Below are 21,235 nucleotides of genomic sequence, written 5' to 3' on the forward strand. Positions count from 1 at the left end.
TGAACCAAGCCCAAAAAGGGGAACGACCATGAAGAGACTACTGACCGCGGCCATCTTCGCTTCGCTGATGTCCGGAACCGCCCTTGCCGACACGACGCTGAAGCTCGTCGAAGTCATCACCAGCCCCGAGCGGACGGAAACGCTGAAGTCCATCGTCGCGAAATTCGAGGCGGCGAACCCTGGCACCAAGGTCGAGATCGTTTCGCTCCCCTGGGGTGAAGCGTTCCAGAAATTCGCAACCATGGTCTCTGCCGGAGAAATCCCGGATGTGATGGAAATGCCCGACACCTGGCTGTCGCTCTACGCCAACAACGGCATGCTCGAAAGCCTGGAGCCCTACCTGTCCAAGTGGGAACACACGGGAGGCCTGACCGACCGCGCCCTCGAACTCGGTCGCGACATCAAAGACACCGCCTACATGCTGCCCTATGGCTTTTACCTGAGGGCGATGTTCTACAACAAGAAGCTGCTCTCCGAAGCCGGGGTTTCCGAGCCGCCGAAGACGATGGACGAGTTCGCCGAAGCCGCCAAGAAGGTCTCCGCACTTCCCGGCAAATATGGTTACTGCCTGCGCGGTGGACCTGGCGGCCTCAACGGCTGGGTGATGTTCGGTGCCTCGATGGCCGGTGACAACAAGTTCTTCAACGAGGACGGCACCTCGACCATGAACAGCGAGGGCTGGGTCAAGGGTCTCACCTGGCTGATCGACCTCTACAAGAACGGTTACGCGCCGAAGGACAGCGTCAACTGGGGCTTCAACGAGATCGTCGCCGGCTTCTACAGCGGCACCTGCGCCTTCCTCGACCAGGATCCGGACGCGCTCATCGCGATCGCGGAGCGCATGAAGCCGGAAGACTATGGCATCATGACCATGCCGAAGGGTCCGGACGGCAAGACCTTCCCGACAATCGGCTATGCAGGCTGGTCGATGATGGCGTCGAGCGAAAACAAGGATCTGTCCTGGAAGCTCATCGAAACGCTGGAAGGGCCGGAAGGCAACATCGAATGGAACAAGCGCACGGGCGCGCTGCCAGTGCACAAGTCCGCCGAGAAGGATCCGTTCTATGCGAGCGAGCAGTTCAAGGGCTGGTTCGCCGAGCTCGAGGACAAGAACGCCATCCCAACGGTGATGCCGACGCATCTCGAGGAATTCGCATTCTTCAAGGATTCCCTGGTGATCAAGACCTCGCAGGAAGCCCTGCTCGGCGACATCACGCCTGAGGACCTTGCCAACCAGTGGGCCGACTATCTGACCAAGGCCCAGCAGAAGTTCCTCGCAAAGAAGTAGGCGCCGCGAGCGGTCGGGCGGCGAACAAGCGCGCCGCCCAATCCGCTTCGCAAGCCGGCCTGCCGTGGCGCACCTGCGCGTGCCGTGGCGAGCCCCATTCGACCCGGCCTGCCACATGGCGAAGCACGATGCTGCAGGCCGGTCCTTCTACAATCGGAAAGAATGCCGATGCTGCACCAAACCATCCCGCATGAACGGCGACCGCTGATGAAGCGGCTTGCGGACGCCTCCGAGCCCTATCTCTACAGCGCACCGGCGCTGGTACTGATCGTGGCCGTCATGCTGGTGCCGCTCGTTGTCGGCATCTCCTACGCCTTCCGGGATATCCAGTTGCTCAACCCCTTCTCCGGTGGCTTCGTGGGTCTCGATCACTTCCGTGCCCTTGGGCAGGACGAGGCCTTCTTCCGGGCACTCCGAAACACGCTCTGGTGGACGGGCGCCTCGGTTCTTCTGCAGTTCACCTTCGGGTTGATCCTCGCATTGCTGCTCGACAAACCCTTCTATGGGCGAGGCCTGGTGCAGGCACTGGTCTTCCTACCATGGGCGGTGCCGAGCTTTCTCGCGGGCCTCAACTGGGCGTGGTTGTTCAATCCGGTCATTGGCCCCCTGCCACACTGGCTTCATGCGCTAGGCATCCTCGCTGAGCCGAACAACATCCTCTCCGACCCGCATCTCGCCATGTGGGGACCCATTGCGGCAAACGTCTGGTGGGGCATTCCCTTCTTCGCAATCACGCTGCTTGCCGCGCTGCAGGCCATCCCGCGCGACCTCTACGAAGCAGCGGCAATCGACGGCGCCGGGCCAGTCCAGCGCTTCATGTCCATCACGCTGCCCTTCCTCGCCCCGACGATTGCGATCACGGTCCTGCTTCGAACCGTGTGGATCTCGAACTTCGCGGACCTGATCGTGGTGATGACCAACGGCGGACCGGCGGACAGAACCCAGATCGTTGCCAGTTACATCTTCACCCAGGCCTTCAAGCGGCTCGATTTCGGCTATGCCTCGGCCATCGCGCTCGTGCTGCTCGCGCTGCTGCTGGTCTACTCGATGTTGATCGTGCTGCTTCGCCAGACCATGCTGAACAAGGGCTAAAGACATGAGATCCCGAAGCCTCCTCCTCACCGGCGCCCATCGCCTCGCGATCCTGGCCTACATCGTTTTCGCGCTGTTCCCTCTGTTCTGGCTGCTCAAGGTATCTGTGACGCCGAACGACCTGCTCTACAGCGAGGGCGTTCGCATGTGGCCGTCGCGTACCACCTTCGAGCACTTCGAGTTCGTCATTGCCCATAGCGCCTTCCCGACCTTCTTCAAGAACAGCCTGATCGTCTCCGGTGCGACCGCGATTGTGGTCACCATTCTGGCGTCCCTCTCCGGCTACGCGCTCTCGCGCTTCTCCTTCCGGGCGAAATACTGGATCGTGGCGCTGATGCTGATCACGCAGATGTTCCCGCTGGTGATGCTTGTGGCGCCGATCTTCAAGATGCTCTCGCCTCTGGGGCTGACGAACAGCCTGACCGGTCTCGTCATCGTCTATTCGGCCTTCAACGTTCCGTTCGCCACCTTCCTGATGCAGTCCTTCTTCGACGGAATCCCGAAGGATCTGGAGGAGGCGGCGATGATCGACGGAGCCACCCAGTTCGTCGCTTTCCGCCAGATCATTCTGCCGCTGACGTTGCCCGGAATTGCTGCGACGCTCGGCTTCGTCTTCACGGCTGCCTGGAGCGAACTGCTCTTCGCGTTGATGCTGATCTCCGGCAACGACGCGGCCACCTTCCCGGTCGGGCTGCTCACCTTCGTCTCCAAATTCTCCGTCGATTTCGGGCAGATGATGGCGGCGGGCGTGCTTGCGCTGATCCCCGCCTGCCTCTTCTTCCTGCTCATCCAGCGTTATCTCGTGCAGGGCCTCACGGCCGGCGCCGTCAAAGGATAATTCCCATGGCATCCATCGATATTGCGGGCGTCCGCAAGAACTACGGCCACTTTCCGGTGTTGCACGGCGTGGATCTGTCTATCAGGGACGGCGAATTCATCGTGCTCGTCGGTCCCTCGGGCTGCGGCAAGTCCACGCTTCTGCGCATGATCGCCGGGCTTGAGGAGGTGAGCTCCGGGGAAATCCGCATCTCCGGCAACCGTGTCAACGATCTGGCTCCCAAGGACCGGGACATCGCCATGGTGTTCCAGTCTTATGCGCTCTACCCGCACATGAGTGTCGCGGACAACATGAGCTACAGCCTGCGCCTCAGGAAGACGGCCAAGGACAAGATCACGAGCGCGGTCGGCGCGGCTGCGACAAAGCTGGGTCTTGATCCGCTGCTGGAACGCCGTCCGAAGGCGCTCTCCGGCGGCCAGCGCCAGCGCGTCGCCATGGGCCGCGCCATCGTTCGCCAGCCGAAGGCCTTCCTGTTCGACGAGCCGCTCTCGAACCTCGACGCACGCCTGCGCGAGCAGATGCGTGCCGAAATCAAGAAACTGCACGCGGACCTGAAGGCGACCTCGATCTACGTCACCCACGACCAGATCGAAGCGATGACGCTTGCCGACCGCATCGTCGCCATGAACGGCGGCATCGTCCAGCAGGTCGGGTCACCTCTCGATCTCTACGACCGGCCGGCCAATCTGTTCGTCGCCGGCTTCATCGGTTCGCCGGGCATGAATTTTCTCGAGGGCCGCTACCTGGTATCAGGAGACCATGCGGACATCCGGCTATCGGACGGAACGCTCATTCCGGTCAGCAAACGGTCGGGGCTCGAGTCCGGATCGAGTGTCACGCTCGGCATACGCCCCGAACACGTCGTTCTCGAGAAGGAACGTGGCATAGAGGCGAGCGTCGAACTCGTCGAGCCGACGGGCTTCGGCATCATCCTGCACCTGTCGCTGCACGGCCTGCCCTTCAAGGTCTTTACGCTCAACCGCGAGGCGCTGAGCGCTGGCCCGACGGTCCGGGTGGACTTCCCGGGCAAGTATCTCCATCTGTTCGACCCGTCCGGCAACCGGGCCGACTGAATTCAATCTATCGTCGGGAAGCGAGAAGCGCTTCCCGACGGAATGCACCGGGGCTTTTCGACGTCCACTTGCGGAAGGCGCGATGAAACGCGCTCGGCTCCGAGAAGCCGAGTTGCGCAGATATTTCGCCAACGCCGCTCTGGCTGTTCAGAAGCATGTCGATCGCCAGATCCCGGCGGATCTCGTCTTTTATCCCGGCATAGTTCTGCCCCTCGACCTGAAGGCGATGGCGGAGAGTCGATGGCGAGATCCGCATCTGCGCGGCGAGTTCCTCGAAACCGGACCAGGCGGCAGGCGGTGTCTTGCGGAGTCGCTTGCGAACATTTGCAGCAAGGCCTGCATCGTATCGGTAACGCACGAGAATGTTGGCGGGCGCGCCACGCAGAAACTGCTTCAGCGCCTGTTCGCTTCGCGAGATCGGAAGCGCAAGGATCGAGCGATCGAACGCCAGGCGGCTCGCCGGCTGGTCGAACCGCACCGGCGCTCCAAAGAACAGGCGGTAGTCCGCCCCCTGTACCGGCTCGCTGCAGCGGAAATCCACCATTCGGATCGGTATCCGGCGTCCGACGAGCCAACAGGCGATCCCATGCAGAAGGATCCAGAACGTTCGATATGCAAAGGCCGAGCGCGGCCCTCCCCGATCGGTCAGGATGATCTGGGCGAGCCCGTCCGCGATGAGGAGTTCGCCACTCGGGTCCTCGATCACCACTGCGAGAAACCTGAGCGCGCGCCGGATGGCATGTTCGAGCGTCTCGGCGTGCAACACGCAGTGACATAGGAGCGTGAAGCTGCCGCGCCGCATCGGTCGTCCGCCCATACCGAAGTACTCGTCGTCGACTTCCGCCGCGACCGCCAGCCAGAGCGATCCGTAAAGCTCGGCGGAAATTGGCCTGTCTATGACCGGGGGCAGACCGAGCGATTCCAGCAGCGGCGCGGTCGGCTTTCCATGCCGTCGCAGACAATCGAGCGCCTCCTCGACGAAGGAGGTGGAGATCATCCGGCGATCCGGTTCCGCCATGGGCAGTCTCCTCGAAATATGGTAAAACTGGCCGATAAATGCAGACGCTATGGTCATCGCTTGCAATACCGCGTCGACATAGAGTCAGGCAAGACGGAAAGGCCGAGAGCCGAAACCGTCAATCGAAGCGGCACGGGAGGGCTGCATGAGATACCGGCAAATGACGTCGCCCTGCGCTCTTCGTTTCGGGGCGCCACAATGCTGATCCGCGACAAGGTCTTTCTGGTCACAGGCGGCGGCTCGGGACTGGGAGCTGCGGTTGCCCGCATGCTTGTCGCCGAGGGTGCGCTGGTCGTGATCGCCGACATCAATCCGGATGCGGGAGGCTGGACGGCTTCCGAACTCGGCGAAAGCGCCCGCTTTGTCCGCACGGACGTGACGAGCGAATCGGACGCCGCGGCAGCCGTACAGGCCACCATCGACGGCTACGGCCACTTGCATGGACTGGTGAACTGCGCCGGCGTCGCGCCGGCTGAAAAAGTCATCGGCCGGGACGGCCCGCATCGACTCGAAAGCTTCGCCCGGACCATCGCTATCAACCTCGTCGGAAGCTTCAACATGATCCGGCTTGCTGCTGCGGCAATGCAAATTGAAGAGGCGGACACCGAAGGCGAACGGGGCGTCATCGTCAACACGGCATCCGTCGCTGCCTTTGACGGCCAGGTCGGGCAAGCCGCCTATGCCGCCTCAAAGGGTGGCGTGGCGGCCATGACGCTGCCGATCGCTCGCGAACTCGCACGCTACGGCATCCGAGTTGTGTCAGTCGCACCGGGTATCTTCGAAACACCGATGATGGCGGGCATGCCGCCGGAGGTCCAGGACTCGCTTGCAAAGAGCGTTCCCTTCCCGCCGCGCCTCGGCCGGCCGGAGGAGTTTGCCGCGCTGGTGCGGCACATTTGCGAGAACACCATGCTGAACGGCGAGGTCATCCGCCTCGACGGCGCACTACGGATGGGAGCGCGGTAACGCGCAATGCTTTCCCGGGAGGATTTTCGATGACTGTCCATGATCCTGTCGTGATCGTCGGTTCCGCACGCACCGCAATCGGCGGTTTCCAGGGCGAGTTGAGGGACGCGACGGCACCGGAGCTCGGTGCGGCCGCAATCCGCGCCGCACTGGAGCGCAGCCGTGTCGCCCCCGAAGCCGTGGAGGAAGTCGTCTATGGCTGCGTGCTGCCTGCGGGCCAGGGACAGGCACCGGCGAGGCAGGCGGCGATCGGGGCCGGCCTTCCGTTCGACGCCGGCGCAACCACCGTCAACAAGATGTGCGGCTCGGGAATGAAAGCCGTGATGATGGCGCACGACCTGATGATGGCCGGAAGCGCTTCGATCACGGTGGCGGGTGGCATGGAAAGCATGACCAACGCGCCCTATCTCCTTGACAGGGCCCGCGGCGGCTACCGTTTGGGTCACGGCCGCGTGATCGATCACATGTTCCTCGACGGGCTGGAGGATGCCTATGACAAGGGGCGCCTGATGGGCACTTTTGCCGAGGACTGCGCCGAAGCGTATCAGTTCACCCGCGCGGCACAGGACGAATATGCCATTGCCTCGCTGACCCGTGCGCAGCGGGCTATCGACACGGGCCTGTTCGAGGAGGAGATCGCTCCCGTGACGGTGAAGGCGGGAAAAAGCGAACAGATCGTCAGTCGCGACGAGCAGCCAGGAAAGGCACGGCTCGAAAAGATACCAACCCTCAAACCCGCCTTCCGCGAAGGGGGCACGGTGACCGCCGCCAATTCCAGTTCGATTTCCGACGGCGCGGCAGCCCTTGTTCTGATGCGGCGATCGCATGCCGAGCGCAACGGACTGCGACCGCTCGCGACCATCGTCGGCCACGCGACGCATGCCCAGGCGCCCAATCTCTTCGCCACCGCCCCGATCGGCGCCCTGAGAAAGCTCAGCGAGCGTACCGGCTGGGATCTGAAGGACGTGGACCTGTTCGAAATCAACGAGGCCTTCGCGGTTGTCGCCATGGCCGCGATGCGCGATCTCGACCTGCCCCACGACAAGGTCAACGTGCACGGCGGCGCCTGCGCCCTCGGCCATCCCATCGGCGCCTCCGGCGCACGGGTGATCGTCACGCTGCTCGCGGCCCTCTCGCGATACGACATGAAGCGCGGCATGGCATCGCTTTGTATTGGCGGCGGCGAAGCGACCGCGGTCGCGATAGAACGCCACTGAACGGGTTCGGGAGGAAACCGTAGATATGATGCTGTCTGAATCGCAGATCCAGATCCGGGACGTTGCGCGCGACTTCGCGCGCGATCGTCTGGCGCCGGGCGCAGCAGAGCGCGACCGTACGCACGCGTTCCCCAGAGACGAACTGAAGGAAATGGGAGAGCTCGGCTTCCTTGGCATGCTGGTGCCGGATGCCTATGGCGGGTCTGAGACCGGCGTCGTCGCCTATGCGCTCGCCGTCGAGGAGATCGCTGCCGGCGACGGTCCCTGCTCAACGATCATGAGCGTTCACAGTTCGGTCGGCTGCGTGCCTATCCTGAAGTTCGGCACCGAAACACAGAAGCAGCGTTTCCTGCCAAAGCTCGCCTCCGGCGAATGGATCGGAGGCTTTGCCCTGACGGAACCCCAGGCGGGTTCCGATGCCTCAAATCTCAAGACCCGCGCCCGGCGCGACGGCGAACACTACGTGCTGAACGGTGCCAAGCAGTTCATCACGTCGGGCAAGAACGGCCAGGTCATCATCGTCTTCGCCGTCACCGATCCGGATGCCGGCAAGAAGGGCATTACCGCGTTCATCGTTCCGACGGATACGCCCGGATACGAGGTGGTGCGGGTGGAGGAGAAGCTCGGTCTCCATTCCTCCGACACCTGCCAGATTGCCTTCACCGACATGCGGGTGCCGGCGGACCTTCGCCTGGGCGAGGAGGGAGAGGGCTACAAGATCGCGCTGTCGAACCTGGAGGGCGGACGCATCGGGATTGCGGCGCAGGCGGTAGGCATGGCGCGCGCGGCCTTCGAGGCGGCTCGGGACTACGCCCGAGAGAGGGGCGCCTTCGGCAAGCCGATCATCGAGCACCAGGCCGTCGCCTTCCGACTGGCCGACATGAAGATGAAGATCGAAGCGGCGCGCCATCTCGTGCTCCATGCCGCCGAACTCAAGGAGGCCGGCGAGCCCTGCCTGGCGGAGGCCTCCATGGCCAAGCTCTTCGCCTCCGAAATGGCGGAAAGCGTATGCTCCGACGCCATCCAAATCCACGGCGGCTACGGATACATGTCCGACTACCCGGTCGAGCGGATCTACCGTGACGTGCGCATCTGCAAGATCTACGAGGGAACGAGCGACGTCCAGCGGATGGTGATCGCGCGGGGACTGTAAGGCACACTATTGCGCGCCGGGACACTCGATCGAGGAGGGTGTTGCGGATTGCGAGGGAGGAACGACAACAAATGAACGAACACGCTCACCTGAGCCTGCATGTCCCGGAGCCGGCGGTCCGGCCGGGAGGCCAACCGGATTTCTCCAACGTCAAGAATGCGCGTGCCGGCGCTGTGCCGCGTCCGGACGTCGACGCGGCGCCCGAAACGATCCGTGACCTTGCCTACTCCATCATTCGCGTCCTCAACCGGGACGGCGAGGCCGTCGGCCCATGGGCCGGCCTCCTGACCGACCAGGACCTGCTGACGGGCCTGCGCAACATGATGAAGCTTCGCGCCTTCGATGCGCGCATGCTGATGGCTCAGCGGCAGGGCAAGACGTCTTTCTACATGCAGCATCTGGGGGAGGAAGCGGTCAGCTGCGCCTTTCGCAAGGCGCTGGAGAAGGGAGACATGAATTTCCCCACCTACCGCCAGGCCGGCCTGTTGATTGCCGACGACTACCCGATGGTCGAAATGATGAACCAGATCTTCTCGAACGAAAGCGACCCGTTGCGCGGTCGGCAACTGCCGATCATGTATTCGTCCAAGGAGCACGGCTTCTTCACGATATCAGGCAATCTCGCCACGCAGTACGTGCAGGCGGTCGGCTGGGCGATGGCCTCGGCCATCAAGAACGACACCCGAATTGCCGCCGCCTGGATCGGTGACGGCTCAACGGCGGAGTCCGATTTCCATTCCGCGCTCGTCTTCGCCTCGACCTACAAGGCACCTGTCATCCTGAACATCGTCAACAATCAGTGGGCGATCTCGACGTTTCAGGGCATTGCCCGTGGCGGCTCGGGTACGTTTGCCGCCCGGGGCCTCGGTTTCGGGATCCCGGCCCTGCGCGTCGATGGCAACGACTATCTCGCCGTCTATGCGGTCGCGCGCTGGGCGGCCGAGCGGGCGCGCAGGAACCTCGGTCCGACGCTCATCGAATACGTCACCTACCGCGTCGGCGCGCATTCGACCTCGGATGATCCGAGCGCCTATCGCCCGAAGACGGAGTCGGAAGCCTGGCCGCTCGGCGATCCTGTGCTGCGGCTGAAGAAGCATCTGATCCTCAGGGGGAGCTGGTCGGAAGAGAGGCACACCCAGGCCGAGGCGGAGATCATGGATGAAGTGATCCAGGCGCAGAAGCAGGCGGAAGGCCACGGCACCCTGCATGCGGGCGGCAGGCCCTCGGTTCGCGACATATTCGAAGGTGTCTATGCGGAAATGCCTTCCCACATCCGGCGCCAGCGCCAAAAGGCAGGGTACTGATATGGCACGCATGACAATGATCGAAGCCGTGCGCAGCGCCATGGATGTCTCGATGGCGCGCGACGAGAACGTTGTCGTCTTCGGCGAGGACGTCGGCTACTTCGGCGGCGTATTCCGCTGTACCCAGGGACTACAGGCGAAATACGGCAAGACGCGATGCTTCGACGCACCGATCAGCGAGAGCGGCATCGTCGGCACCGCCATCGGCATGGCCGCCTATGGGCTCAAGCCCTGCGTCGAGATCCAGTTCGCCGACTACATGTATCCAGCCTACGACCAGATCACGCAGGAGGCCGCCCGCATTCGATATCGATCGAACGGCGACTTCACCTGCCCGATCGTGCTGCGGATGCCGACGGGGGGCGGTATCTTCGGCGGCCAGACCCACAGCCAGAGTCCGGAGGCACTTTTCACTCATGTGTGCGGCCTCAAGGTCATCGTACCGTCCAACCCCTATGATGCCAAGGGCTTGCTGATCGCGGCGATCGAGGACCCCGATCCCGTGATGTTTCTCGAACCGAAGCGGCTCTACAACGGCCCCTTCGACGGTCACCACGAGCGCCCGGTCATTCCATGGTCAAGGCATGAGCTGGGCGACGTTCCGGAAGGACACTTCACGATTCCAATTGGGAAGGCCGAAGTGCGCAGGCAGGGTACGGCAGTGACGGTCATCGCCTACGGAACGATGGTGCACGTTGCGCTGACGGCGGCGGAGGAAACAGGTATCGACGCGGAAGTCATCGATCTTCGCAGTCTCCTGCCGCTCGACCTTGAGACGATCGTCCAGTCGGTAAAGAAAACTGGCAGGTGCGTGGTCGTCCACGAGGCAACGCTGACCTCCGGTTTCGGGGCCGAGGTCGCCGCCCTCGTCCAGGAGCATTGCTTCTTCCATCTCGAATCCCCCGTCCTGCGCGTGACCGGCTGGGACACTCCCTACCCCCACGCCCAGGAATGGGACTACTTTCCCGGCCCCCTTCGCGTCGGGCGTGCGCTTGCCGAAGTCATGGAGGCCTGATTTATGGGCGAATTCGTCATCAAGATGCCGGACGTGGGCGAAGGCGTTGCCGAGGCCGAGCTCGTGGAATGGCACGTGAAGCCCGGCGATCCGGTGCGCGAGGATATGGTCATCGCTGCCGTGATGACCGACAAGGCGACGGTGGAAATCCCCTCTCCGGTCAGCGGCACCATTCTCTGGCTGGGTGCCGAAATCGGCGACACGGTGGCGGTCAAGGCTCCCCTCGTGCGGATTGCCGTCGACGGCGATGCCAGCGAGCAGGCTGAAACGGCACCTCAATCGGAGGAGAGTGCCGCAAACGCGGAGCAGACGCCGCACCGCGCAGAGCCGGAGAAGGCGCCTCCAATACGGGTCGCCGCGGTGCAGCCGCCTGTCCCCGCGCGCGCACCGGTTCATGAGCCGGCCGAGAGGCCGCTAGCCTCCCCGGCCGTCCGGCTTCGGGCGCAGGAGAGCGGCATAGACCTTCGCCAGGTCACCGGCTCGGGTCCGGCCGACCGCATTACCCACGACGACCTGGACCAGTTCCTCGCGAGAGGCACCCAGCCGGCGTCTGCACCGGCAGGGCTTTCCAAGAATACGACAGTCGAGGAGATCAAGGTTACGGGCCTGCGCCGCCGCATCGCGGAAAAGATGACGCTGGCCGCCTCGCGAATTCCGCACATCACCTATGTCGAGGAAGTCGACGTGACGGATCTGGAGGATCTGCGGGCCGCCATGAACCGCGACCGCAAGCCGGAGCAGACGAAACTGACCGTCCTGCCCTTCCTGATGCGGGCGATGGTAAAGACCATTTCCGAGCAGCCCGGCGTCAATGCCACGTTTGACGACAACGCCGGCATCATCACGCGCCACGGCGCAGTGCACATCGGCATCGCCACCCAGACGCCGGCCGGACTGACGGTACCGGTCGTGCGCCATGCGGAGGCGCGCGGCATCTGGGATTGCGCAGCGGAGCTGACACGGCTTGCCGAAGCGGCGCGCACGGGCACGGCGCTACGCGAGGAACTCTCCGGCTCCACGATCACGATCACCTCGCTCGGCGCGATCGGGGGCGTGGTCACGACACCCGTCATCAATCATCCGGAGGTTGCGATCGTTGGCGTCAACAAGATCATGATGCGCCCGGTCTGGGACGGCAGCCAGTTCGTCCCCCGCAAGATGATGAACCTCTCGTCGAGCTTCGATCATCGCGTCGTGGACGGATGGGATGCGGCGACATTCATCCAGCGGATCAAGGCGCTGCTCGAGACCCCCGCATTGATTTTCATCGAAAGCTGATCCCATGAAGGAAATCGTCTGCAAGCTTCTCGTCATCGGTGCGGGTCCCGGAGGCTACATCTGTGCGATCCGTGCGGGCCAACTCGGCCTGGATACGGTCATCGTCGAGGCCGTCAAGGCAGGCGGCACCTGCCTCAATGTCGGATGCATTCCTTCCAAGGCACTCATCCACGCGGCGGAGGAGTACGAGAAGGTCCGTCACATGGCAGCCGGCAGGAGCGCGATGGGAATAAGCGTGGAGGCCCCTTCGATCGATCTCGCCAAGACCGTCGCATGGAAGGACGGGATCGTCGGGCGGCTGAACAGCGGCGTCGTGGGCCTGCTGCGCAAGGCGAAGGTCAAGATCGTCCATGGCCGCGCCCGTTTCCGGGACGGCAAGACAGTCGAGGTCGAGACGGAAACGGGGACCCAGATCATCCGCGCCGAAACGGTGGTGATCGCAACGGGCTCGGAGCCCGTGGAACTGCCATCCCTGCCCTTCGGCGGTCCGGTGATCTCTTCAACAGAGGCGCTGGCACTGACTGTTCCACCGAAGGATCTCGTCGTCGTTGGAGGCGGCTACATCGGGCTGGAGCTCGGTACCGCCTTCGCCAAGATGGGCTCGCAGGTGACGGTGGTGGAGGCGACGCCTAAGATCCTGCCGCTGTATGACTCCGAGCTGGTCCGCCCGGTCGCCAAGCGTCTGGGCGAGCTGGGAATTCGAGTCCTGACCGAGGCAAAGGCGATCGGGCTTTCGAGTGATGGTAGTGCTCTTGTCGTCGAGACAGAGAGCGGAGAGAAACAACAGCTCCCCGCCGACCGGGTTCTCGTGACCGTCGGGCGCAAGCCGAGAACAGAGGGTTCCGGCCTGGATGAGCTGGACCTCGATCGAGCCGGACGGTTCCTGCGCATCGACGACCGTTGCCGGACCTCGATGCGCGGCGTCTATGCCATAGGCGATGTCACCGGCGAGCCGATGCTTGCACATCGTGCCATGGCGCAGGGTGAAATGGTCGCCGAGATCGTGGCGGGACGGAAGCGGAGCTGGGACAAGCGCTGCATCCCTGCCGTCTGCTTCACGGATCCGGAGATCGTGACTGCCGGGCTGTCGCCGGACGAGGCACGCGCGCAGGGCTACGAGATCCGCGTCGGCCTGTTTCCGTTCAATGCAAACGGGAGGGCGATGACGACGCTCGCCGAGGAGGGCTTCGTGCGGGCGGTCGCGCGCGCCGACACAAATCTCGTTCTCGGCCTCCAGGCTGTCGGAGCTGGTGTTTCCGAGCTGTCGAGCGCCTTTTCGCTCGCCATCGAAATGGGCGCCCGCCTCGAAGACATAGCAGCGACAATCCACGCTCATCCCACACGCAGCGAAGCCCTGCAGGAAGCAGCACTGAAAGCACTTGGCCATGCCCTCCACATCTGAAGCGACCCCGTCACCCGCCGCCAGCCCCGAACCACAGACGATCGTCGAACGATCCGGGGCGATCGGGCGCATTCGCCTCAATCGCCCCAGGGCGCTCAACAGCCTGACGCTCGAAATGGTGCGCGATATGCAGGCCGCCCTCGACGCGTTCGAGCGTGACCCTGGCGTGGCCGCGGTTCTGGTGACGGGCGAAGGCGAACGCGGCCTCTGTGCCGGCGGCGATATCCGTGCAATCCACGATGCCGGCCGGACCGGGTCGGATCTGCCGCGAACGTTCTGGCGCGAAGAGTATCGCCTCAATGCCCGGATCAACCGCTATTCGAAGCCCTATGTCGCCCTGATGGACGGGATCGTCATGGGCGGCGGGGTCGGCGTGTCGGTCTACGGAAGCCACCGCGTCGTCACCGAACGTACCCGCCTTGCCATGCCGGAGACAGGGATCGGCTTCTTCCCGGATGTGGGAGCATCCTGGTTCCTCACGCGGCAGCCGAACGAACTCGGGACCTATGTGGCGCTCACCGGAGAACCCCTGGGCGCTGCTGATGCGCTGACACTCGGCCTGGCCGACCGTTATGTCCCGTCAGACCGCCTACCAGCCCTCATCGAAGCGTTGACGAACCTTCCTCCGGACGCCACCGGAAAGGCAATTTCGGACGCCATTCTAAGGTTCTGCGAGACGCCTCAGCCAGGGGCGCTCGAGCCGAAGCAGGCAGAGATCGACCGCCTGTTCCATTTTACCTCCGTCGAGGAGATCCTCGAGGCGCTCGAACGCGTCCAAAGCCCGTTCGCGGAGAAAGTCATGGGCGTGCTTCGAACGAAGTCGCCCTTGAGCCTCGCGGTTACGATGCGGCTCCTGCGCCTTGGACGAGAGTCGAGAACGCTGGAGGCCTGCCTTCAACGGGAATTTGCCGCGACCACTGCCGTGCTGCGCAGCCCCGATTTCTATGAGGGCGTTCGCGCCGCCATCATCGACAAGGACCGTAATCCGCAGTGGCAGCCCGCGACGCTCGAAAAGGTCACGGACGCCGCTTTAGCTCCATTTTTCGAACCGTCGACCGAAACGCTCTTCGCGGACACGGCCAAGGGAGGATTGAACACATGACCAGCATTGGATTCATCGGCCTTGGCCATATGGGCGGCCCGATGGCGGCGAACCTCGTCAAGGCGGGTTACACGGTCAAGGGTTTCGATCTGTCCCCGCAGTCGATGGAGACGGCCAGACAGGCTGGCGTGATCGTCTCGAGCGGTCTTGCCGAGACGATCGCGGACGCCGGGATAGTGGTGACCATGCTGCCGGCCGGCGAACATGTGGTTGCTGTCTGGAAGGAACTTCTCGAAAGCGTTCCAGCGGGTACGCTGCTCATCGATTGCTCGACGATCGATATCGACAGTGCGCGCAAGGCCCACGCGATGGCCGCCGATAAAGGATGCCCCTCGCTCGATGCACCGGTGTCGGGCGGCACCGGCGGCGCCGCAGCCGGTACGCTGACCTTCATGGTTGGGGGCGAGCGCGACGTCTTCACCCGTGCCCAGCCGCTGCTTTCGGCCATGGGAAAGCGGATCATCCACTGTGGCGAGGCGAGCATGGGACAGGCCGCCAAGGTCTGCAACAACATGATCCTCGGCATAAGCATGATCGCCGTCGGCGAGGCATTCGTACTGGGTGAGCGGCTTGGTCTCTCGCATCAGGCGCTTTACGACGTGGCCTCCGTCTCCTCTGGCCAGTGCTGGTCGCTGACGACCTATTGCCCCGTGCCGGGACCGGTTCCGACCTCGCCCGCGAACCGCCAGTACGAACCGGGCTTTGCCGGCGCCCTCATGCTAAAGGATCTCAAGCTCGCACGCGCGGCAGCCAAGGCCACCGGCGCAATGACGCCCCTCGGCGCCGAGGCCGCCCGGCTCTACGAGCAATTCGCCGAACTTGGTTTCGGAGACAAGGATTTCTCTGGCATCATCAATCTGTTGCGGGATAAATCGGGCAGCGGCGCCGCGTAACCGGCGAGCGTGTGCAGGCACAGAACGGGAGAACTGAGTTGGAAGAACCGATCATCGTCGAACGCCAGGGCCGCGTGGTCGTCGTCAGCCTGAATAGGCCCGCCGCGCGCAACGCGCTGAACACCGAAATCATGTGGGCCATGGCGGAGAAGCTATCGCCGCTCGACAGGGATCCGGACGTCGGGTGTTTCGTGCTGAAGGGTTCCGACAAGGCCTTTGCTGCCGGCGCCGACATCAAGGAAATGTCAGACAAGTCGTTCGCCGAAATGTTCGGCGAGGATTTCTTCGCCGCCTGGGACCGCTTCGCGAGCCTGCGCACGCCAAAAATCGCCGCCGTTGCGGGCTATGCGCTCGGCGGCGGGTGCGAACTGGCCATGATGTGCGACATCATCTACGCCTCGGAAACGGCGATGTTCGGCCAGCCGGAAATCAAGCTCGGCGTCATGCCAGGCATGGGCGGATCCCAGCGGCTGACGAAGCTCGTCGGCAAGTCGAAGGCAATGGACCTGATCCTGACGGGCAGGATGATGGATGCGGCCGAAGCGGAACGCTGCGGCCTCGTCTCGCGCGTATTTCCGCCCGAGAAGCTTATGGACGAAGCTCTTGCCGCCGCCCAGACCATAGCGGGCTACGGCAAGGCAGCCACCATCGCTGCGCGCGAGGCGGTGGACAGAGCGCTTGAGGGAGGTCTCAGGGAGGGCATCCTGTTCGAGCGGCGCCTGTTCCATGCCCTCTTTGCCACCGCCGACCAGAAGGAAGGAATGGCGGCCTTCGTAGAGAAGCGTTCGCCGAACTTTCAGGGAAAGTGAGAAGGTTCTCCACCCGCCGTCGATCGAGTGGAACGCCAGCCAGACAACAAAACTGGCGCCACCTTTCGAGTGGCGCCGGTCGTTCTTGTTGTTTCAAGGGTCGCGCTATTCGCGCTCACCCGTGAAGTTAAGCAACAGCTGGAAGATATTGACGAAGTTGAGATATAGCGACAGCGCGCCGAATACAGCCAGCTTCTGCTGCGATTCCTGATCGAAATTCTCGGCATACTGCTGCTTGATGTTCTGCGTGTCCCAGGCGGTCAGGCCGACGAAGACGACGATGCCGATGACCGAGATTGCGAACTGGAGCGCACTGGAGCCGAGGAAGATGTTGACCAGACTTGCGATGACGACGCCGATGAGGCCCATCATCAGGAACGAGCCGAACTTGGCGAGGTCACGCTTCGTCACATAGCCGTAGAGGCTGGTTGCGCCGAACATCGTCGCAGCGATGAAGAAGGTCCTGGCAATGCTGGTGCCGGTGAAGACCAGGAACACCGAAGCGAGCGACAGCCCCATCACTCCGCAGAACGCCCAGAACGTCATCTGTGCAGCGCTGGCCGACATTGTCTGGATGCGGAACGAGAAGAAGAACACGAAAGCGAGCGGCGCAAGCATGACCACCCACTTCAACGGCGACGAGAAAATGGGCACGTAGAGGGCCGGGGTCGATCCGACGATGAAGGCTACGAGGCCCGTGATCACCAAGCCGGCGCCCATGTAGTTGTAGATGCGCAGCATATGCTGCCGAAGGCCTTCATCGAACAACGCGGCGGATTGTGCCCGCGCGCTGTGACCGTAGCCCTGTTGCATTGGATTCATTGTGTTTCTCCTTGGTGGTTATTGACTGTCAGTAGAGAGTTCGAAAAAGGCCGCTTGCCGCTTCGGAGAGTTCCTCCACCTTCCGCTGATCGGAGACCAGGGCGTAGGCGACCTCACCAATTTGCCAGTAGGCAGCTTGGGTCTCGTCGGCGTGACGGGAAAGAACCTGCTGTACCGCGAACGTCCCCGGCCTGACGGCAAAGAGCGACATGCGCTCGCCCTTGCTCGGTTCGACCGCCAGTTCGACGCTGGGGCCGAAGGCCGAAGGAAAGATCTGGACGTCGACGACCTTCCAGCTCTTCGGAAGCTCCGGCAACACGATGCCCGTTGCCGAGCGCACCTCCGCCGGATCGTACACGGCCTCCTCACGGCTGTGCGGCATCGTTTCCCGCAGCATGGCGGTGCGATGCGCACGTACGGCCTCGTCGACGAAGGCGGGCGCGGGGACCGATGCGACAACTGCCGTTGCGCCGAAGGGACCGATGAGTGCATGCCCCGCCCAGCCGGCACCGACGAAAGCGGCAATGACCGCCGCACGCCTCAGCAGATCGAAGAGCCGCCTGCGCGAAAGTGACCGTTCCAGCATGCGGGCGGCATCGCGCGTCGCCTGCCGGTTCACCGGCCTGTGGTCGGCAAGTGCGAGCCGCAGCTCGTCGCGCACGCGCAGATCGGCCATCACCTTTGCCGCGACGGACGGACGTTCGGATAGGAAGGCTTCCACCTCGATACGACGTCCGACGTCCAGCTGGTCGTCGACATAGGCGTGGAGGTCAGCGTCTAGAATTGGATCATTGCTGGTCATCGCTGCTGCCTCCAACGATTCTGAGATGATGGATGGTAGCTTCCGTTTCCGGCTGCTCGAATGCTCGCAGCCGTGCCCGGGCGCGTGAAACACGTGACATCAGCGTTCCGACCGGGATGCCGAGCGCATTGGCCGCTTCCTGGTAGGACAGCTCCTCGATCGCCACGAGATGGAGAGCCTCCCGCTGTTCTTCGGGAAGGGAGAAGAAGGCTTCACGGACCTGCTTGAGACGAACGGAGTGATCCTGATTCGCCGGCAGTGACTGCTCCGCCAGCTGCGCCGCCGCCTCATGCCTGCGGTCTACGGCGCGGCGCTGGCGCAGACGATCCACATGGGTATTGTGGACGATAGACAGCAGCCAGTTGCGAATGTTGGCGCCCGTTCGGAAGGACGACTGGCGCTCGTAGGCCTTCACCAGGGAATCATGGACGAGATCCTCGGCGTCTTCAGGGTTTCGCACGAGCGACAGGGCATAACGGCGTAGTGCCGCGAGTTGCCCGATAACATTGAATGGCTGTGCTTTCCGTTCCATACCCACATATACGATGCCGGCGAGGCAGCAATTCCATCTGACCCAAGATTTTTTTGACGACCATCTCACGCCACCACGGCAGCCGCGAGAGATCACCGCCGGCTAGGCAAAGGGATCGACGGGTCGTCGGACCTTGCCGTGCCGCAAGCCCGTCGGGCGCGATTGACAGAGATCATGGAAATGCAATCTTCGAGGAGTATCGTTCCACTTCCTGAAGCGCATGAAACTTGATTGTCGTACTCTGGCGTGCGGGTGCCGAAGTATGTATGGTGCATCTGCACAGATAAGCCTTTTTCCTTCGACGCAGTGCAGCATCACGGGATCCTCCGAGGGTATTGCCGGACGGTCCATCCCGTATTCGATTGCAGGGGAGTGGTCATGACGTCTGAGCTATCCAACATTCCTTCCACGCCGAAATTCGCAGATGCGTTCGCCAACTACTCGTTGGATGCGTGGCAACGCTCCATTCTGTTTCTCGACGTCATGCGCAGACGCGCCGAGCAATACGAGGAACACGCAGCGCAGAACGCTCCGCACGTTCTCGACTACGAAGCCGAGCTTGTCCTGGACGGTCGCACCCTCGATCAACCCGTGAACTACGCGCTCGTCCGTATCATCCCACCCGCCGGCGTCACGATAGATCCGCAGAAGCGGCCCTTCGTCGTTGTTGATCCTCGCGCAGGGCACGGACCGGGCATCGGCGGTTTCAAGGCTGACAGCGAGATTGGCGTGGCCATGAAGGCGGGACACACCTGCTACTTCATCGGTTTCCTCCCCGATCCGATGCCTGGCCAGACGATCGAAACCATCGCGCGCGCCGAGGCGATCTTCCTGGAGACCGTGATCGCCCGCCATCCGGAGGCCGACGGAAAGCCTTGCGTCATCGGCAACTGCCAGGCGGGCTGGGCAGTGATGATGCTGGCCGCACTGCGGCCGGAACTCTTCGGCCCGATCATCATCGCCGGCACGCCCCTCTCCTATTGGGCGGGCGTGCGGGGACAGTATCCCATGCGTTATTCTGGCGGTCTTCTCGGCGGCAGCTGGCTGACGGCGCTGACGGGCGATCTTGGTGCCGGAAAGTTCGACGGCGCATGGCTGGTCCAGAACTTCGAGAACCAGAACCCCGCCAACACGCTCTGGACCAAGCAGTATAATCTCTATTCCAAGATCGACACCGAAGCCGATCGCTACCTTGGCTTCGAACGCTGGTGGGGTGGACATGTGACACTCAACGCCGAGGAGATGCAGTTCATCGTCGATGAACTGTTCGTCGGCAACAAGCTTGCAGCAGGAGAAATCCGCACGTCCGACGGTACGGCTGTTGACCTCAGGACGATCCGGTCACCCATCGTGGTTTTCTGCTCGAAGGGCGACAACATCACGCCTCCGCAGCAGGCGCTGGACTGGATTCTCGACCTATACGACAGTGTCGACGAGATACGGTCTCTCGGCCAGACGATCGTCTATGTCGTTCATGAGAAGGTTGGCCATCTCGGCATCTTCGTGTCGGCCGGCGTCGCCCGAAAGGAACACGACGAGTTCGCTTCCAACATCGATCTTATCGATGTCCTTCCGCCCGGCCTCTACGAGGCGGTCCTCACGCCGAAAGGAGAGGCCGGGGAGCACTCGGAACTGATCGGCGGCGAGTGGATCATGCGCTGCGAGGCACGCACTCTCGACGATATCCGCGCCCTTGGCGGAAACGACATCGCGGACGAGCATCGCTTTGACGCTGCGGCGCGTCTTTCGGAGATCAACCTCGCGCTTTATCGGGCCCACGCCCAGCCTGCGGTTCGCGCGGCGGTCAATCCGCAGATGGCCGAGGCAATGCGAAACCTTCACCCACTTCGCCTGACCTATGAAATGTTCGGCCGAGCCAACCCGTTCATGACATGGGTGGAGGGAGCCGCCGCGCTCGTGCGCGAGAACCGCCGCCCGGTCGAGGCAGACAACCCCCTGCTGGCCCTGCAGGAGCAGATGTCGGCACGAATTGTGGACGGCCTGGAGGCCTGGCGCAAACTCGCTGAAAAAGTTTCGGAAGAGACGTTCCGCATCGTTTACGGCGCGCCCGCGCTTCAAGCAGCTCTCGGCATCGATCCGAACTCTACCCGTCCGCCGCGCAAGGCAGAGAAAAGCCTTCTGACCACCGCCCTGATAGAGGCAAGGACCAACGCCCTCAAAGCCAGGATCACCCATGGCGGCCTTGTCGAGGGGCTCATCCGTTCACTGCTTTTCGTCGGCAAGGCGCGAGGCGGAGCGGATGAACGCGGCTTCGAAGCGATCCGCAGGGTTCGCCGAGTCCATTCGGATGCCAGCCGACTGACACTCACCGAATTCAAGTCGGTGATGCGGGACCAATACTACATACTGCTCATAGACGAGGAGGCCGCCCTCGCCGCAATTCCGGAAATGCTTCCGCAAGCCGTGGAAGAACGCAAGGCCGCGTTCGACGTGATGCGCGGCGTGCTCGAAGCGTCGGGCCCACTTACCGGTACGGCGGCCGAGCGCTTCCAACAGGTTACTGCTCTCTTCAAGCTTGACGAGCCCGTAGCCGCCAGCGAGCCGGTGCCCATCGCCACGCGCACGACCACCCGCACGCGCAACGCATCGTGACCGCGACCGGAGGAGTTT

Annotated in this window: 19 protein-coding genes; 15 read left to right on the forward strand and 4 right to left on the reverse strand. The window is 63.1% G+C overall.

Annotation, left to right across the window (positions count from 1 at the left end):
- The first annotated feature begins 28 nt into the window (after positions 1-28).
- The 4 genes from F3Y30_RS23745 to ugpC all read left to right on the forward strand — a co-directional run bounded on the left by F3Y30_RS23745 (position 29) and on the right by ugpC (position 4,291).
- Positions 29-1,288, forward strand: a complete 1,260-nt coding sequence (locus tag F3Y30_RS23745; RefSeq protein ID WP_203426750.1) for a sugar ABC transporter substrate-binding protein — start codon at positions 29-31, stop codon at positions 1,286-1,288.
- A gap of 168 nt (positions 1,289-1,456) precedes the next feature.
- Positions 1,457-2,380, forward strand: a complete 924-nt coding sequence (locus F3Y30_RS23750) for a sugar ABC transporter permease (protein ID WP_246753013.1) — start codon at positions 1,457-1,459, stop codon at positions 2,378-2,380.
- Positions 2,381-2,384: 4 nt separating this feature from the next.
- A complete protein-coding gene (locus F3Y30_RS23755) occupies positions 2,385-3,218 on the forward strand; it encodes a carbohydrate ABC transporter permease (RefSeq protein ID WP_203426752.1) in 834 nt (277 codons plus the stop codon).
- A gap of 5 nt (positions 3,219-3,223) precedes the next feature.
- Positions 3,224-4,291 (forward strand): sn-glycerol-3-phosphate ABC transporter ATP-binding protein UgpC, encoded by a 1,068-nt coding sequence (gene ugpC / locus F3Y30_RS23760; RefSeq protein WP_203426753.1) that lies wholly within the window; start codon positions 3,224-3,226, stop codon positions 4,289-4,291.
- A 7-nt stretch (positions 4,292-4,298) separates the two neighbouring features.
- Here the strand turns inward: ugpC and F3Y30_RS23765 are convergent, their stop codons facing one another.
- Positions 4,299-5,309 carry an AraC family transcriptional regulator gene (locus tag F3Y30_RS23765; RefSeq protein ID WP_203426754.1) on the reverse strand — a complete coding sequence of 337 codons (1,011 nt, stop codon included), beginning with the start codon at positions 5,307-5,309 and terminating at the stop codon, positions 4,299-4,301.
- 198 nt (positions 5,310-5,507) lie between these two features.
- Between F3Y30_RS23765 and F3Y30_RS23770 the strand changes: the two genes are divergently transcribed.
- The 10 genes from F3Y30_RS23770 (at position 5,508) to F3Y30_RS23815 (ending at position 16,448) form a co-directional block, all read left to right on the forward strand.
- Positions 5,508-6,275, forward strand: coding sequence for a 3-hydroxyacyl-CoA dehydrogenase (locus F3Y30_RS23770; protein ID WP_203426755.1), 768 nt, complete (start codon positions 5,508-5,510; stop codon positions 6,273-6,275).
- Positions 6,276-6,304: 29 nt separating this feature from the next.
- A complete protein-coding gene (locus tag F3Y30_RS23775) occupies positions 6,305-7,492 on the forward strand; it encodes an acetyl-CoA C-acyltransferase (protein ID WP_203426756.1) in 1,188 nt (395 codons plus the stop codon).
- A gap of 25 nt (positions 7,493-7,517) precedes the next feature.
- Positions 7,518-8,645: an acyl-CoA dehydrogenase family protein gene (locus tag F3Y30_RS23780; protein WP_203426757.1), complete on the forward strand. Its 1,128-nt coding sequence runs from the start codon at positions 7,518-7,520 to the stop codon at positions 8,643-8,645.
- Between the two features lie 71 nt (positions 8,646-8,716).
- On the forward strand, positions 8,717-9,949 hold the full coding sequence (locus F3Y30_RS23785; RefSeq protein WP_203426758.1) for a 3-methyl-2-oxobutanoate dehydrogenase (2-methylpropanoyl-transferring) subunit alpha: 1,233 nt from the start codon (positions 8,717-8,719) through the stop codon (positions 9,947-9,949).
- Position 9,950: 1 nt separating this feature from the next.
- Positions 9,951-10,964, forward strand: a complete 1,014-nt coding sequence (locus F3Y30_RS23790) for an alpha-ketoacid dehydrogenase subunit beta (protein WP_203426759.1) — start codon at positions 9,951-9,953, stop codon at positions 10,962-10,964.
- Between the two features lie 3 nt (positions 10,965-10,967).
- Entirely contained in the window at positions 10,968-12,242 is a 1,275-nt protein-coding gene (locus F3Y30_RS23795) for a dihydrolipoamide acetyltransferase family protein (protein ID WP_203426760.1), read from the forward strand.
- Positions 12,243-12,246: 4 nt separating this feature from the next.
- Positions 12,247-13,644 (forward strand): dihydrolipoyl dehydrogenase, encoded by a 1,398-nt coding sequence (gene lpdA, locus F3Y30_RS23800; RefSeq protein ID WP_203426761.1) that lies wholly within the window; start codon positions 12,247-12,249, stop codon positions 13,642-13,644.
- Positions 13,628-14,746, forward strand: a complete 1,119-nt coding sequence (locus tag F3Y30_RS23805) for an enoyl-CoA hydratase/isomerase family protein (protein ID WP_203426762.1) — start codon at positions 13,628-13,630, stop codon at positions 14,744-14,746. Before lpdA ends, F3Y30_RS23805 begins: the two co-directional genes overlap by 17 nt.
- Positions 14,743-15,639: a 3-hydroxyisobutyrate dehydrogenase gene (mmsB, locus tag F3Y30_RS23810; protein ID WP_203426763.1), complete on the forward strand. Its 897-nt coding sequence runs from the start codon at positions 14,743-14,745 to the stop codon at positions 15,637-15,639. Before F3Y30_RS23805 ends, mmsB begins: the two co-directional genes overlap by 4 nt.
- Before the next feature lie 38 nt (positions 15,640-15,677).
- Positions 15,678-16,448, forward strand: a complete 771-nt coding sequence (locus F3Y30_RS23815; RefSeq protein ID WP_203426764.1) for an enoyl-CoA hydratase — start codon at positions 15,678-15,680, stop codon at positions 16,446-16,448.
- Positions 16,449-16,553: 105 nt separating this feature from the next.
- Here the strand turns inward: F3Y30_RS23815 and F3Y30_RS23820 are convergent, their stop codons facing one another.
- The 3 genes from F3Y30_RS23820 to F3Y30_RS23830 are packed head-to-tail and all read right to left on the reverse strand — an operon-like array spanning position 16,554 to position 18,604.
- Positions 16,554-17,270 carry a Bax inhibitor-1/YccA family protein gene (locus tag F3Y30_RS23820; RefSeq protein WP_203426765.1) on the reverse strand — a complete coding sequence of 239 codons (717 nt, stop codon included), beginning with the start codon at positions 17,268-17,270 and terminating at the stop codon, positions 16,554-16,556.
- A 28-nt stretch (positions 17,271-17,298) separates the two neighbouring features.
- Positions 17,299-18,072: an anti-sigma factor gene (locus tag F3Y30_RS23825; protein ID WP_203426766.1), complete on the reverse strand. Its 774-nt coding sequence runs from the start codon at positions 18,070-18,072 to the stop codon at positions 17,299-17,301.
- Positions 18,059-18,604, reverse strand: coding sequence for a sigma-70 family RNA polymerase sigma factor (locus tag F3Y30_RS23830; protein WP_203426767.1), 546 nt, complete (start codon positions 18,602-18,604; stop codon positions 18,059-18,061). Before F3Y30_RS23830 ends, F3Y30_RS23825 begins: the two co-directional genes overlap by 14 nt.
- 378 nt (positions 18,605-18,982) lie before the next feature.
- Between F3Y30_RS23830 and F3Y30_RS23835 the strand changes: the two genes are divergently transcribed.
- The gene (locus tag F3Y30_RS23835) at positions 18,983-21,217 is read left to right on the forward strand and encodes a DUF3141 domain-containing protein (RefSeq protein WP_203426768.1); all 2,235 of its coding nucleotides are present in this window, start codon (positions 18,983-18,985) and stop codon (positions 21,215-21,217) included.
- Positions 21,218-21,235: the final 18 nt, after the last annotated feature.

Source organism: Sinorhizobium sp. BG8, assembly GCF_016864555.1.
GTDB lineage: Bacteria > Pseudomonadota > Alphaproteobacteria > Rhizobiales > Rhizobiaceae > BG8.

Bases quoted from the DNA above. Each gene is read 5' to 3' on its own strand.
- F3Y30_RS23770 (WP_203426755.1), top strand. From the start codon at position 5,508: ATGCTGATCCGCGACAAGGTCTTTCTGGTCACAGGCGGCGGCTCGGGA.
- F3Y30_RS23780 (WP_203426757.1), top strand. From the start codon at position 7,518: ATGATGCTGTCTGAATCGCAGATCCAGATCCGGGACGTTGCGCGCGAC.
- mmsB (WP_203426763.1), top strand. From the start codon at position 14,743: ATGACCAGCATTGGATTCATCGGCCTTGGCCATATGGGCGGCCCGATG.
- F3Y30_RS23765 (WP_203426754.1), bottom strand. From the start codon at position 5,309: ATGGCGGAACCGGATCGCCGGATGATCTCCACCTCCTTCGTCGAGGAG.
- F3Y30_RS23795 (WP_203426760.1), top strand. From the start codon at position 10,968: ATGGGCGAATTCGTCATCAAGATGCCGGACGTGGGCGAAGGCGTTGCC.
- F3Y30_RS23775 (WP_203426756.1), top strand. From the start codon at position 6,305: ATGACTGTCCATGATCCTGTCGTGATCGTCGGTTCCGCACGCACCGCA.
- ugpC (WP_203426753.1), top strand. From the start codon at position 3,224: ATGGCATCCATCGATATTGCGGGCGTCCGCAAGAACTACGGCCACTTT.
- F3Y30_RS23745 (WP_203426750.1), top strand. From the start codon at position 29: ATGAAGAGACTACTGACCGCGGCCATCTTCGCTTCGCTGATGTCCGGA.
- F3Y30_RS23790 (WP_203426759.1), top strand. From the start codon at position 9,951: ATGGCACGCATGACAATGATCGAAGCCGTGCGCAGCGCCATGGATGTC.
- F3Y30_RS23835 (WP_203426768.1), top strand. From the start codon at position 18,983: ATGACGTCTGAGCTATCCAACATTCCTTCCACGCCGAAATTCGCAGAT.
- F3Y30_RS23820 (WP_203426765.1), bottom strand. From the start codon at position 17,270: ATGAATCCAATGCAACAGGGCTACGGTCACAGCGCGCGGGCACAATCC.
- F3Y30_RS23755 (WP_203426752.1), top strand. From the start codon at position 2,385: ATGAGATCCCGAAGCCTCCTCCTCACCGGCGCCCATCGCCTCGCGATC.
- F3Y30_RS23805 (WP_203426762.1), top strand. From the start codon at position 13,628: ATGCCCTCCACATCTGAAGCGACCCCGTCACCCGCCGCCAGCCCCGAA.
- F3Y30_RS23750 (WP_246753013.1), top strand. From the start codon at position 1,457: ATGCTGCACCAAACCATCCCGCATGAACGGCGACCGCTGATGAAGCGG.
- lpdA (WP_203426761.1), top strand. From the start codon at position 12,247: ATGAAGGAAATCGTCTGCAAGCTTCTCGTCATCGGTGCGGGTCCCGGA.
- F3Y30_RS23825 (WP_203426766.1), bottom strand. From the start codon at position 18,072: ATGACCAGCAATGATCCAATTCTAGACGCTGACCTCCACGCCTATGTC.
- F3Y30_RS23830 (WP_203426767.1), bottom strand. From the start codon at position 18,604: ATGGAACGGAAAGCACAGCCATTCAATGTTATCGGGCAACTCGCGGCA.
- F3Y30_RS23785 (WP_203426758.1), top strand. From the start codon at position 8,717: ATGAACGAACACGCTCACCTGAGCCTGCATGTCCCGGAGCCGGCGGTC.